The organism is Deltaproteobacteria bacterium (assembly GCA_021159305.1).
Taxonomy (GTDB): domain Bacteria; phylum Campylobacterota_A; class Desulfurellia; order JAGGSF01; family JAGGSF01; genus JAGGSF01.
Genome location: JAGGSB010000078.1, coordinates 1 through 11,886, shown reverse-complemented (window position 1 = coordinate 11,886; position 11,886 = coordinate 1). Strand labels below are relative to the sequence as shown.

17 protein-coding genes are annotated in these 11,886 nt (G+C 36.6%); 6 read left to right on the top strand and 11 right to left on the bottom strand.

Annotated features, from left to right (window positions below):
- Window positions 1–261: 261 nt before the first annotated feature.
- Together J7J10_04665 and J7J10_04660 are read right to left on the bottom strand one after the other, a co-directional pair.
- The gene (locus J7J10_04665) at window positions 262–2,127 is read right to left on the bottom strand and encodes an FAD-dependent oxidoreductase (protein ID MCD6130223.1); all 1,866 of its coding nucleotides are present in this window, start codon (window positions 2,125–2,127) and stop codon (window positions 262–264) included.
- Between the two features lie 134 nt (window positions 2,128–2,261).
- Window positions 2,262–2,513: a hypothetical protein gene (locus J7J10_04660; GenBank protein ID MCD6130222.1), complete on the bottom strand. Its 252-nt coding sequence runs from the start codon at window positions 2,511–2,513 to the stop codon at window positions 2,262–2,264.
- A gap of 111 nt (window positions 2,514–2,624) precedes the next feature.
- Between J7J10_04660 and J7J10_04655 the strand changes: the two genes are divergently transcribed.
- The 3 genes from J7J10_04655 to J7J10_04645 all read left to right on the top strand — a co-directional run bounded on the left by J7J10_04655 (window position 2,625) and on the right by J7J10_04645 (window position 5,831).
- Window positions 2,625–3,164, top strand: a complete 540-nt coding sequence (locus J7J10_04655; GenBank protein ID MCD6130221.1) for a macro domain-containing protein — start codon at window positions 2,625–2,627, stop codon at window positions 3,162–3,164.
- A complete protein-coding gene (gene rnz / locus J7J10_04650) occupies window positions 3,165–4,079 on the top strand; it encodes a ribonuclease Z (GenBank protein MCD6130220.1) in 915 nt (304 codons plus the stop codon).
- Between the two features lie 81 nt (window positions 4,080–4,160).
- A complete protein-coding gene (locus J7J10_04645; GenBank protein ID MCD6130219.1) occupies window positions 4,161–5,831 on the top strand; it encodes an AMP-binding protein in 1,671 nt (556 codons plus the stop codon).
- Window positions 5,832–5,891: 60 nt separating this feature from the next.
- Here the strand turns inward: J7J10_04645 and J7J10_04640 are convergent, their stop codons facing one another.
- Window positions 5,892–6,302: a helix-turn-helix domain-containing protein gene (locus tag J7J10_04640; GenBank protein MCD6130218.1), complete on the bottom strand. Its 411-nt coding sequence runs from the start codon at window positions 6,300–6,302 to the stop codon at window positions 5,892–5,894.
- A 62-nt stretch (window positions 6,303–6,364) separates the two neighbouring features.
- On the opposite strand from J7J10_04640, the gene J7J10_04635 reads away from it, so the two are divergent.
- Both J7J10_04635 and J7J10_04630 read left to right on the top strand, forming a co-directional pair.
- Window positions 6,365–6,634: a hypothetical protein gene (locus J7J10_04635; protein ID MCD6130217.1), complete on the top strand. Its 270-nt coding sequence runs from the start codon at window positions 6,365–6,367 to the stop codon at window positions 6,632–6,634.
- A complete protein-coding gene (locus J7J10_04630; protein MCD6130216.1) occupies window positions 6,634–6,807 on the top strand; it encodes a hypothetical protein in 174 nt (57 codons plus the stop codon). Before J7J10_04635 ends, J7J10_04630 begins: the two co-directional genes overlap by 1 nt.
- Before the next feature lie 55 nt (window positions 6,808–6,862).
- Here the strand turns inward: J7J10_04630 and J7J10_04625 are convergent, their stop codons facing one another.
- The 3 genes from J7J10_04625 to J7J10_04615 are packed head-to-tail and all read right to left on the bottom strand — an operon-like array spanning window position 6,863 to window position 8,119.
- A complete protein-coding gene (locus J7J10_04625; GenBank protein ID MCD6130215.1) occupies window positions 6,863–7,306 on the bottom strand; it encodes a hypothetical protein in 444 nt (147 codons plus the stop codon).
- Window position 7,307: 1 nt separating this feature from the next.
- Window positions 7,308–7,967 (bottom strand): DNA repair protein RadC, encoded by a 660-nt coding sequence (gene radC, locus J7J10_04620; protein MCD6130214.1) that lies wholly within the window; start codon window positions 7,965–7,967, stop codon window positions 7,308–7,310.
- A 5-nt stretch (window positions 7,968–7,972) separates the two neighbouring features.
- Window positions 7,973–8,119 carry a hypothetical protein gene (locus J7J10_04615; protein ID MCD6130213.1) on the bottom strand — a complete coding sequence of 49 codons (147 nt, stop codon included), beginning with the start codon at window positions 8,117–8,119 and terminating at the stop codon, window positions 7,973–7,975.
- A gap of 257 nt (window positions 8,120–8,376) precedes the next feature.
- Here J7J10_04615 and J7J10_04610 point away from each other — a divergent pair, with 257 nt between their 5' ends.
- Window positions 8,377–8,673 carry a hypothetical protein gene (locus J7J10_04610; GenBank protein ID MCD6130212.1) on the top strand — a complete coding sequence of 99 codons (297 nt, stop codon included), beginning with the start codon at window positions 8,377–8,379 and terminating at the stop codon, window positions 8,671–8,673.
- A gap of 386 nt (window positions 8,674–9,059) precedes the next feature.
- Here the strand turns inward: J7J10_04610 and J7J10_04605 are convergent, their stop codons facing one another.
- The 5 genes from J7J10_04605 to J7J10_04585 form a co-directional block, all read right to left on the bottom strand.
- Window positions 9,060–9,908 (bottom strand): patatin-like phospholipase family protein, encoded by an 849-nt coding sequence (locus J7J10_04605; protein ID MCD6130211.1) that lies wholly within the window; start codon window positions 9,906–9,908, stop codon window positions 9,060–9,062.
- Window positions 9,905–10,240: a hypothetical protein gene (locus J7J10_04600; protein ID MCD6130210.1), complete on the bottom strand. Its 336-nt coding sequence runs from the start codon at window positions 10,238–10,240 to the stop codon at window positions 9,905–9,907. Before J7J10_04600 ends, J7J10_04605 begins: the two co-directional genes overlap by 4 nt.
- An 89-nt stretch (window positions 10,241–10,329) precedes the next feature.
- Window positions 10,330–10,530: a LapA family protein gene (locus J7J10_04595; protein MCD6130209.1), complete on the bottom strand. Its 201-nt coding sequence runs from the start codon at window positions 10,528–10,530 to the stop codon at window positions 10,330–10,332.
- A gap of 39 nt (window positions 10,531–10,569) precedes the next feature.
- Window positions 10,570–11,076, bottom strand: a complete 507-nt coding sequence (locus J7J10_04590; GenBank protein MCD6130208.1) for a hypothetical protein — start codon at window positions 11,074–11,076, stop codon at window positions 10,570–10,572.
- Window positions 11,077–11,142: 66 nt separating this feature from the next.
- The gene (locus J7J10_04585) at window positions 11,143–11,562 is read right to left on the bottom strand and encodes a hypothetical protein (protein ID MCD6130207.1); all 420 of its coding nucleotides are present in this window, start codon (window positions 11,560–11,562) and stop codon (window positions 11,143–11,145) included.
- Window positions 11,563–11,886: the final 324 nt, after the last annotated feature.

Genomic DNA, 11,886 nt, shown 5'->3' with positions numbered 1-11,886 from the left:
ATTTTATACCGATGAGGAACAAATAAATGTCGTTCCACTTTCTTGAAAGCATCTAAAACCCTTTTATCCTTTATTCCTCTTTTTTCTAATTGGTTTTCAACCATCTGTTCCCGCTGTTTAGAAAAATCAATCATCATATACAAATAATACACCTTTTTACTTAAATTCAAAATCCCAATCCCAGGTTGAATAATCAGAAAGATATTAAAGCATTTGAGGAATTACTAAGAACTATCCTTTTTCAGCAAAGGCTATGTTTAGTTATAATTTCAATCCTGTCTCATAGCCATCTCTAATAGCATCTTGAGCATTGCCAGGACACATAGCATCGCCGATGACATAGGTCGGCAACTCTTGTTTTAACTTATTTTCAAGAGGATTGTAACTTTTCATGCCCGTTGAAACAACAAAGATATCCACATTATTGAATTGTATCTGTTTCCCATCTCTCTCAGCATAAACAGTTTTACCCTCTATCCTTTTAATATATGTATGATCACTGAATACAACCCCTTTTTCTTTCATCATCTTAAGAGAAAGCAATTTTGCAATCATTTCCATGTCTTCGCCAAAGTCCGTTGTTCTTTTTACGATGGTTACCTTATTGTTTCTCGGTATCAAGGCCGTTGCAATATCAACGCCTATAAGTCCTCCGCCAACAATAAATACATTTTTATTTTGTGGCAGATTTTCTTCTAATAGAATATCTGCCCAATAAAACTTATTTAATCCATGAATTTTAGGAACAGCTGGTACTGAACCTGTAGCTAAAATGACACCATCATATTTTGAAACAAGATCAGTTTTTGCGGCTTCCTTAAAGATTACACTTACATCTTCTTCTTTTAATTTTTCTATAAGATATGGAACTAATTTTGCCATTGATCGTTTATGGGGCGTCAAAGGAGCAAGATTAAATTGTCCTCCTAATCTATCCTTTTCGTATAAATCAATATCATGCCCTCTTTCCTTCAGGGTTATTGCAGCTTCCATTCCCGCCAAACCTCCGCCCACAACGGCATATCTTTTGGGCTGTTTTGCTTTTTCTGTCCCTTGTGTTTCTCTTCCTACCGTAGGATTAACAAGACATTGAAGTCCCTGTCCTGATTTTACACCACCAAGACATCCTTCTGCACATGCCAAACAGGGTGCATATGCACCCTTGATCTTGCCTAAATACTTGCCGATAAAATCCGGATCTGCTATAAGCGCTCTGCCTATAGCAATATAATCATCAGGGTAATCATTTTTTATTTTATTAATATCCTCAAAGGTGTTTATCTGTCCCACGAATACAACAGGAATATTTACAGCTTCTTTGATCTTTTCTGCCATTTCCCAGGTTTTACCCTTAGGCGTGAACATATGCTGGAAATACCAGGGCGGAGTTGAACATACACTCCCAGCACTAACATGCATGGCTTGAACTCCCTTTTCCTTTAGAATTTTTGAAAGTTTTATCATCTCCGGCAATTTTATACCATTTGGTATCATCTCATCACCGCTAATCCTTACGATTATAGGAAGACCCGTGGCGTTTTTAACCACATCAAAAACCTGCAATGGAAATTTTGTTCTGTTCTCAAAACTTCCTCCATATTCATCGTCTCTATCGTTAACGGTAGGAGAAATAAATTGAGCTAATAAGTAGCCATGTCCAAATTGCAATTCAATGATGTCAAAACCTGCCTTTTCTGATCTTACAGCAGCATCTGCAAACAGCTGTATTACCTTTTTCATATCCTCTGTGTCCATCTTTTTTGGAGTAGCACCGCCATTTTCGCAGGGCTTATCCGTTGAAGAGACAAAATAATTTCCTGGTATTTTAGGATTTGCCATTCTCCCGGGATGATTTAGATGGGCAACAACCTTTGTACCATTTGCATGCATAGAATCATTTAACCTATTCAATTCTTCTATCTTGTCATCATTATCTATTCCTATTTGAGTAGGCAGCTCGCGTAATCCTTTATCCAGATAAGGCGGTTCTAAGGTAACCGCTCCTAAATATTCACTCCTTGCCGCATAAAATGCCGCATGCCTATCTGTAACTTTTCCATCTCCCTTACCATAACCTGTTTTTATTGGTGCAAATATGAAACTGTTCTTTAAATCCAGCATATACACCCCCGCATAATATCCTTATATTAAACATAAATGGCCAACAACTACTTCTATTTTAGGTGAAACTCCAGCTTAGTCAACAGTAAATAAACTAACTTATTGTTACTATTTATGTATTTGTAAAAAAGTAAAACTAATTAGCCCCCGAAGGAGCATACATGTGAATAGGAATAACCATCTTTATATCTATAGATGCATTTTCTCATCGGGGATTTTTGTTGCGAGTCTATAAGTAGTACTTCTACAGCCTTTTTTATATCATCAACCTCAAAGGTTTTCTTTAAATAATCTTTTATATACCTTTTTATATCGTTTTCACTAAATGGAATCTTACCTCTTTCATCTAAAGCTCTAGCCGCTTTTTCTACCAGGTTGATAACCTTTTCCATAAATACCTCCTGTTTGCAGCTGCCTTTGGCAGTTGCAAATAATTACCGTGGGAATTACTTGACAAAAAGAGACTTCCCCATGATTATAATCATAATACAGAGGAGGCAATAATGGAAATTTTAAGAGAAGTTAAAATAGACAACAAAATATTGAAGGTTATTAAGGGTGATCTGACGGAGGAGGATGTAGATGCCATCGTCAATGCTGCAAATTCCCAGCTTCAACATGGCGGCGGAGTGGCAGGAGCAATAGTAAGAAAAGGAGGCAGAATTATCCAGGAGGAAAGCAACAAGATTGGTTATGTTCCTGTAGGAAAAGCGGCAATCACGACAGGCGGAAAATTAAAAGCAAAATATGTAATTCATACCGTTGGACCTGTCTGGGGCGAAGGAGATGAGGAAAAAAAATTGGAAAGTGCAGTAAGAAGTGCATTAGAAGTGGCAGCGGAGTATAATTTAAAGTCTGTATCCTTACCTGCAATTAGCTCCGGTATATTTGGTTTTCCCAAAGAAAAAGCTGTGCCTATTATATTCAATACTGCTGCCCGCTTTCTAAAGAAAGAAACATCGGTAATAGAGGTTCATCTCTGCAATATAGACGGTTTTACATCTTCCTTGTTTGTTGAGGAAGCAGACAAAAGGCAGAGTTAATTGAAAATCATATTTCTTGGAACAAGCTCAGCTATTCCCACCTTAAACCGTAACGTGTCCTCGGTTGCCGTTAGTTTTACAGAGAGCGGTAAATTCTGGTTATTGGATTGTGGAGAAGGCACCCAACACCAAATTAGAAAAACATCTTTAAAATTACCCAGATTGGAAAAGATATTTATCTCTCATCTTCATGGAGATCATATCTTTGGTCTCCCTGGACTGTTGGCTACACGGGGGATGGAAGGTGCAAAAGGTAAGGTAGAGATATACGGACCGGAAGGCATTAATTCTTTCATAAGAGAAACTCAAAGGATAACACATACCTACATTCCTTATGAACTTGAAATACATACACTTTCTGCACATGATCCTCTTAGTATTGTATGCGAAAACGAAAACTATATTGTAAGGCACGCTTCACTTAAACATAATATCAAAAGTTATGGATATTCCATTCAAAGAAAAAGTTCAGTTCATTTTTTGGTGGAAAAAGCACGCAGGCTTAATATTCCAGAAGGTCCATTATATGCAGCACTAAAAAGAGGTGAGACTATCAAATTAAGTGATGGTCGTACTTTTTATGGAAAAGATTTTTTAAGCGAACCTATCCCCGGAAAAAAAATAGTCTATTGCAGTGACACTGCTTATTGTGAAAATTCCATAATTTTAGCTGAATCAGCAGACCTGTTGATACACGAGGCAACCTTTACTGAACAAGATGAAAAACTTGCTAAAAAGAGTTTCCACTCTACCATAAAAGATGCCTGTAAGGTAGCCAAAAAAGCAAATGTTAAACACTTAATATTGACCCACTTCAGTTCCCGATATAAGATAACAAAAGATTTGCTTGCTCAAGCACAATCTATATTTCCCAATGTAATACTGGCTAAAGATTTTATGGAATATAAAATATAAAATATTGACAGTTTTTGTAGTTTGCATATTATCTAATAAATCATAGCTTCGTTAAACAAAAAACCATCATAGGAGGAAAAAATGGAACACAACATGACAGATTATGAAGAAACGAAGGAAACATTTAAACTGCAGGTTCCGGAGTATTACAACTTTGGTTTTGATGTAGTGGACAAATGGGCGGAGGATAAAACAAAATTAGCCGCAGTCTGGGCAAATGTAACAGGGAAAAGTATAAGAAAATACACATTCTGGGATATAAGCCGACAATCCAACCAGTTTGCTAACTTACTTTTAAACATGGGCATAAAAAAGGGAGATATAATATTTGTTATGATTCCCCGCATACCAGAGTGGTTTGCAGTTATTATTGGTGCCAATAAAATAGGTGCAGTTGTTTCTCCTGCTCCCAGTATTCTCACCACGCAGGACATTGAATACCGTATCAATCAATCAGAAGCAAAAGTAGTCATCTCTTCCAGTTCCAACGCATCTAAAGTAGAAAAGGTAATGGGGAAATGCCCTACTGTAAAAAATAAGATTATTATTGGAGGAGAACTGGACGAATGGGTAAGCTACGATATAGAAATGGAAAAATGCTCACCTTATCTCTCTAAAGATGAAATTGAAGCTACAAAAAATGACGACCCCTTACTACTTGCTTTTTCTTCCGGTACAACAAAGTATCCCCGAATGGTGCCGCATGTGCAGAGTTATGCCTTAGCTCATATTCTCACTGCAAAATTCTGGCATGACCTAAAACCTACAGATCTGCACTGGACAATATCAGACACCGGTTGGCTGAAAGCCTTTTGGGGAAAACTTTATGGACAGTGGCAGATCGGAGCAGCGGTATTCATGCATAATGCAGAAGGAGCATTTGACCCCAAAATTACACTGAGGCTTTTAACTACACAGGGCGTGACCAGTTTTTGTGCTCCACCCACCGCTTATCGAATGCTGGTCTTGGAAGACTTAAAACAATATGATTTTACCAGTTTGAAGCACTGCACCTCTGCAGGTGAGCCACTAAACCCGGAAGTAATCAAAATATGGAAGGAGGCAACAGGCCTATCTATTTACGATGGTTATGGACAAACAGAATCCGTGGTTGTAGTAGCTAATTATCCCTGCATGGCTGTAAAGTATGGTTCTATGGGCAAACCATTGCCGGGATACGATATTCATATAACAGATGATGATGGGAACGAGATGCCTGTTGGCGAACCAGGTCACATTGCTATAAAAGTGAAACCCGATTATCCCATAGGATTGTTTAAAGAATATTGGAAAGATAGAGAATCCACAGAAGAGGTGTTTAGAGGAGATTGGTATTTTACAGGAGATAAAGCTTATAAGGATAATGATGGTTATTTCTGGTTTTATAGTAGAGCAGATGATGTAATTATATCCTCTGGCTACCGTATTGGACCATTTGAAGTGGAAAGTGCTTTGCAATCACATCCTGCAGTGGCAGAATCGGCGGTAGTTGCCAGCCCTGATCCAGTGAGGGGAGATATTGTAAAAGCTTTTATCACACTTGCTCCGGGATATGAAGCATCCGATAAGTTGATTAAAGAATTACAAGACCATGTAAAAAAAGAAACAGCTCCCTACAAATATCCACGGGAAATAGAGTTCACCAACGACCTGCCAAAAACAATCAGCGGCAAAATTAAACGGGTTGTTTTGAGAAAAAAGGAGATAGAAAAGAAACTGGGTAGAGATTCGAAAAAAACACCTCTAATATGAGATAAATAATAAGGAGACAAAATCTTCGTTAAGTTATACCCAGAAATTTCGATTATTTACTTACTTTTGTAAATCTTTTTTATCCGCACGCTCTTTCAAGAGGTCTTTTATAAGCTTCCTTTCTTTGAGATATTTTAAGATTTCCTTTTGTTCGTCAGGGGTCATGCCTTCAAGCATTATGACAATTTTTTTTAGTGTGGGTGATGCAATATAATGAGCCGGTTTTTCTCCTATCATATCGGGCTGTATAAACATTTCACCCTCGCCTCTTTCCAGCCAATCAGGGTTTACACTAAATAATTCCTTAAGAGAAAGAATAAAAGTTTTAGGTAAAGTAATTCTACCTTTTTCGTAATTGATAATTGTTTGCTTGGTAACCCCGAGCATTTTACCAAATGCATTTTGGCTTAAATTCAGCCCCTTCCTTGCTATATTTAATCGCTGTCCCATATCTTTTTTGTTTCCTGTCATTGGGGTAAAAAAATTTTCATCTCCTCTTGACAAAGTCAAATATTTTTACTACACTTTCCTACATGAAGTATCCCGCTACATGGAATTATACCAAAACATATCCCCTTATTAAAGAAAAACTTGCTGAAAGAGGAATCTTTATTAAAGACCTCTGCCAGGAACTCAATGTTAAAAGACAACATCTTCACAAAGTTATAAGTTTGCAGCGAGAATCCCATCGTATCGCTCGCTATATTTGTCATCGTTTAAACCTCCCAGAAAGTATTTTCCCATATCTTGATGTAAAAGATAAAAATAAATCTATAAATAGAGAAAATAGTAAAAATTCATAATGTTAAAAGTATTGCCGGTAAAAATAGGATATCTAAAAAATGGCGAAGCTATTTACAAAACTAAAGAGGGGTTTGGAGTAGAGAAAGATTATGACAGACTTGTAGAGCCGACAAAGAAGGAGCTAAAAGAGATTTTTGCTCTTTATAAGAATTGGATGTGTGAGAAAAAGTAAAGGAAACTACAAGTAATATTGTGGCGCTTTTATTGATGTCACTTTAAGTTCAACTTCATTTTTTAATCTCCAAATTTTCAATGCCATATTTTTCAAATTCTTCTTCGTATTTTTCAATAAAAGGATATTCCTTCTCTAATCGTTCTTTCCAGGTCATTTTTTTTATAGTGTCCTCTCCATACTTCTTGATAAAATCGCGTTTTGCTAATCTGTCTGTAATTTCATCCCAGAAAATTTCATCATCATACTCTTCCCTATACTTTTCTATCTCTTCATCCTCTTCAAGCTCTGTTGTGGGAAAAAATTTATTAAGTTCACTATCAAACTCAATATATTTGTCTAAACCTGTATCTTTAGCAAAAGAGTAAATATGCTGCTCAACATCGTCATACTTTTTAACTATATCATCGGTGCGAATAGCATTAATCATCCAATTACCCAAATACACCAGCTTAATTAAATTCTCATATTGTGCTTTTGTAAATTCAATCTTTATCATTTTACATTAACCCCCTTTCCTTAAAACTATAAAATTCACTTTTGCCAACAATGATATGGTCAATCACATTAATGCCTATTATTTTGCCTGCTTCTATTAACTTTTTGGTTATTGAAATATCCTCTTTGCTGGGGTCAACATTGCCTGATGGATGATTATGAACAAAGATTATTCCTGCTGCTCTGTCTGTTATGGCATCGGCAAATACTTCTCTCGGATGAACCAGGCTCTGATTTAATGTTCCTATGAATACCGTTCTTTTCTGTATTAAATTATTGGCGCCATCCAAGGTGAAAGTTAAAAAATATTCCTGTTTTTTGTTTTTTAGTTCTTCAACCAGTCTTACAATATCTTCAGCATGTCTGATTTTTATGCCTTCTGTTAATAAAAACCTTTTGCTAAACTCAATAGCAGCAATTATCTGAGATGCCTTGGCAAGTCCAATTCCCTCAACGCTTTTTAATTTATTTAGAGTCAAATTTTCAAAGTCTTTCTCTACTAACTTTAATATATCTTTTGCTACTTCAAATACATCTTTGCCCTTTACGCCACTGCCTAACAAAACAGCCAACAATTCAAGATTAGAAAGTGCTTTAACATCCTTTTTCTGCATCTTCTCTCGTGGTCTATCAAATTTTGGTATATTTTTAATCTTTTTCATAATGTTTATATGCCCATTGTGGTAATCTTTGCCGCTGTTGTCAATTCATTTTCAATAAATAATTTCAGCCTCTGGATTAAGATATTTTCTGCCTCAAGATTACCTTTTCCTCTGTCATTCCCGTGAAAACGGGAATCCAGATTCCGCGTCAAGCACGGAATGACAAAAAGGCGGAGGTCCTGTGGCTATAATTCTTTTTTCTTTTCAGCTTCTGGATTTCCAGGATTACCCCAGATTAAAAAATTTTCTAATTTACCTAATTCACAGTAATTAGTAGTTGATATTCCTATTGACAATTCAATTAATACTTTTTATGTTTAGGTAATTGAGAAAATATTTTCACTGTCCTGCAAATTAAGGAAGGAAGTTTGTTAAATGAAAATTATAAATTATTTTAATGAGGTAAAAAGTGAAAGAATTTATATTTCATAATATTATTAAAAGGGAAGAGGATAGATACACTGCTATTTGTTTGGAATTAGATATTGCTACGGAAGGACAATCATTAGAAGAAACAAGAAGCCATCTAAAAGAAGCTGTTGAAAGCTATATTGAATCTGTCACACAGGACAAAGAAGAAAAAGAATTTATTCCACGACCTGTGCCAGAAGAAGTTATAGCAGAATATATAGAAGAATTTAAAAAATTATTGCGTTCAAAAACACCCTCTGAATTCTATCAATTTAGAGAAGCAGTGAATGCCTAAAGTCAACATATCAAGCAGACAAATAGAGAAAACCCTATTAAATCACAAATTTAAGTTGACTTCAGTAAAAGGAAGTCATTAGCAATTCAAAGAAATTATTAAAGGTAAGAAGAAAAGAGTAACTGTTTTGGCTAACAAAAAAGATTTTGATATAAAGACTTTTAAAAGCATGGTTCGTCAATCTGGATTAGACGAAACTGAATTTTTCAAAGATTAGTCTGTCAATCACAAATGTTCACAAATCTATCAACTATTAACTATTTTCCCTCATGTCCGTCGGTGTTCCTGACCTCATTGCAAAGGCATGTAGAAAACACAACTACCCGGACATTGAATTTGTCTCTGATTTAGCCAAGACTATTGGGAAAATCAGGTATTGCCAAATTTTATCTCCTATTTAATATCTTAATAGCAGCTTTATATCCTGAATCTACGACCTCTTTCCCGCGGTAAAAATCAAAAATCTTTATTGAGCTAACATCTGGTTCAATAAGAACATCCGGCCGTTGTGATGCTATCTCTGTTCTTATAAGAGTATTTTCTAAAATTAAAATACTCTGCATGAGAATGCCGATTAAATTCCAGCTACTGACCAGTTTATTCGTCCCTTTTTTTAACACCATCTTAATACCCAAGAAATCATTGTTGGACGATGAATTATTAAGACTTGTTTTGCGTTTTCCTGGCTGAGGGATAACATTAACAGCAATTATCTTTTCACCCCCCATTTCTTTTACCAGACGGATAGGAAGTGGTAAAGTTACCCCTCCATCTATCAGCAGGCGGTTATTCATTTTTACTGGTGCAAATATGCCCGGGATAGATATACTGGCTCTCACTGCATCCACAACCGAACCCTTGTTTAAAACTACTGTTTCGCCCGTATCAATGTCCGTAGCTGCAGCCACAAACGGAATCTTAAGCTGGGAAAAATCAGGGTTGCCAATATGGGAAAGGATGTAATTCTTTATGCTTTTCCCATTTATCAAACCCGTAAAGGCCGGTTTTGAAATAAATAACTGGGCAATTTTTTTGAGGTCTATTTCTAATGCCAATTCTTCCATCCTTTCCACACTCATACCAGAGGCATAAGCAGCTCCAATCAATGCCCCTATGCTGCTGCCGGCAATAAAATCAATCTTGATATTCTTTTCCTCCAATGCTTTCAGGACGCCAATATGAGCCAATCCCCTGGCTGAACCATTGCCCAGGGTCAATCCAATTCTTTGTGTCATAATATCCCTTCTTTTTTAAAATTACTTACAAAGGTTTCTTTAATCCTGGTTTCGGCCTGCCTGCAGAGTTCCTTTCTCTTTATTTTCTCAAGATTATTTTGAGTAACCGATATTATTCCATTAACAGTTACTTTTACTTCAATGGTTTTAAGTTTTAATAACTGCCACAGGTGCGGTAAAAAAGGAATAGAACCCTTGTGCCAGCTAATCCTTTCTATAATGAGCGGATCAAGCTTTTGTCCATTGACTGATAGATAGTTTATAGTAACCGGTAGAATATCGCACCGAATTTTTTCTGGAATATAGAAAAATGAAGGGTGAAATGGAAGCATGGACAAACCGTTGTCAGAGACCGCTAATTTAGTTATTGTTATTAGGTCAGGTAATATCTGATTTAGCACTTATTATTTAGCTAATTGGGTTAATGTTTTTTCCGAAACATATAGGCTACAATGCCTCCAATGACAAAACCCACCAGCACTGTGATAAAAAGCAATGTTGCATGAGGCATGGTAAAAGTCCAAAATAAAACCTCCATCTCTACATCTTTTACATTTTGTAAAATAATTATTAGAATTAGAATTAGAACGACAGATAACAAAACAATTTTAGCCTTTTTCATCACTTTCCCCTTTTTTCTAATACCTTGGTGTAAATCCTACTATGGTTTCTCCTTCGCAGACTTATCTGTTTCTTCTGTTCCCTTTATCAAATCGGCAAGCTCATCAGCAGCCTGACTTGACTTATTCTTCACATCTTGTTGAACTTTGACAAGTTTTGTTTCCAGTTTTGTTATTTTTGCTTTTATTTCCTTTGAGGCTTCGGAGCGTGCCTTTTTAAAATTGGCGGCTGCCTTTTTCAGTTCCTCTCCAGCTTTATTATAGTTATTTTCCAGAACAATATTCATCTTTGCTATCACCAGATGCACCTTAGCCTCTGCTAGCTCTAACCTGGTTTTCACTTGGGCAGTACTTTTTGTTCCCGTAGTGGCAATTTTATCTCCGATTTCCTTAAGTTCGGTGATAGTGGGTTTTATCTCTGATTTGAAGGACTCAATCGACCTCTGGACATCAGGCCGCCCACCAGCCTTATTTAAGGCCGCTATACTCACTACCAATGCCACAATGGCAATAATAAGCGTTAAAATAGTCAAAAACTTACTATTCATAGTAATTCTCCTTCAAATATAACCCCGAGCCCGGTTTGAGCCCAGCTCAGATATTTTAAATTTTCCTTATTCTTCTTTTTTCTTTTTAATGCTTTCAAGGAGCCCTTTTAGCACATCTTTTGCTGTTTTCGCTGCCTTATCGCCCGCCTTTTTTGCAACTTCTAAGGTTGCTCCCGCTGCTTCTCTGACCAGTTCAGCCGCTTTTTTACCTGATTCTTTCGTTCCTTCAATTATGCCTTCAACCGCATTTTTTGTCAATTCCTCGCCTTTTATCTTAGCCTGTTTTGCCCCTTGAACAACACCCTGCATGGCATCCCTGGCTACAGCTTCCACTTTCTCTTTTGTAGGTTCTGTTTTTTCTAATGCCTTTTTTACGGCCTCTCTGGTAATTTCTGCCACTTTTACTTTCAAATCCTCACCTTTTTCGGCTGCCCTTGCTACTGCCTCTCTCACTGTTTTTGTCACTTGACTCTCTTTTTCTCTCATTTTTACCTCCTTGTTAAATTAGTTAACACCCATAAAATCATCTCATAACCTCAATGACTTGTCAACAAACATCCAACCAGTGTGATTACTATGGGAGAATTAAAGAGATACAGAGTTATTTTAAGATGCCTGAAGGGTGAAATAAGTGCAAATCCGTGGCTAATAATTCTTTTCAGCTTCTGGATTTCTACAGATAATATAAGATATTTTCTGCCTCAAGATTACCTTTTCCTCTGTCATTCCCGTGAAAACGGGAATCCAGATTCCGCGTCAAGCACGGAATGACAAAAAGGGCGGAGGTCCTGTGGCTAAAATTCTTTCTTC

Bases quoted from the DNA above. Each gene is read 5' to 3' on its own strand.
- J7J10_04585 (MCD6130207.1), bottom strand. From the start codon at position 11,562: ATGAGAGAAAAAGAGAGTCAAGTGACAAAAACAGTGAGAGAGGCAGTA.
- J7J10_04645 (MCD6130219.1), top strand. From the start codon at position 4,161: ATGGAACACAACATGACAGATTATGAAGAAACGAAGGAAACATTTAAA.
- radC (MCD6130214.1), bottom strand. From the start codon at position 7,967: ATGAAAAAGATTAAAAATATACCAAAATTTGATAGACCACGAGAGAAG.
- J7J10_04600 (MCD6130210.1), bottom strand. From the start codon at position 10,240: ATGCTTCCATTTCACCCTTCATTTTTCTATATTCCAGAAAAAATTCGG.
- J7J10_04630 (MCD6130216.1), top strand. From the start codon at position 6,634: ATGTTAAAAGTATTGCCGGTAAAAATAGGATATCTAAAAAATGGCGAA.
- J7J10_04595 (MCD6130209.1), bottom strand. From the start codon at position 10,530: ATGAAAAAGGCTAAAATTGTTTTGTTATCTGTCGTTCTAATTCTAATT.
- J7J10_04640 (MCD6130218.1), bottom strand. From the start codon at position 6,302: ATGACAGGAAACAAAAAAGATATGGGACAGCGATTAAATATAGCAAGG.
- J7J10_04635 (MCD6130217.1), top strand. From the start codon at position 6,365: ATGAAGTATCCCGCTACATGGAATTATACCAAAACATATCCCCTTATT.
- J7J10_04655 (MCD6130221.1), top strand. From the start codon at position 2,625: ATGGAAATTTTAAGAGAAGTTAAAATAGACAACAAAATATTGAAGGTT.
- J7J10_04625 (MCD6130215.1), bottom strand. From the start codon at position 7,306: ATGATAAAGATTGAATTTACAAAAGCACAATATGAGAATTTAATTAAG.
- J7J10_04605 (MCD6130211.1), bottom strand. From the start codon at position 9,908: ATGACACAAAGAATTGGATTGACCCTGGGCAATGGTTCAGCCAGGGGA.
- J7J10_04590 (MCD6130208.1), bottom strand. From the start codon at position 11,076: ATGAATAGTAAGTTTTTGACTATTTTAACGCTTATTATTGCCATTGTG.
- J7J10_04660 (MCD6130222.1), bottom strand. From the start codon at position 2,513: ATGGAAAAGGTTATCAACCTGGTAGAAAAAGCGGCTAGAGCTTTAGAT.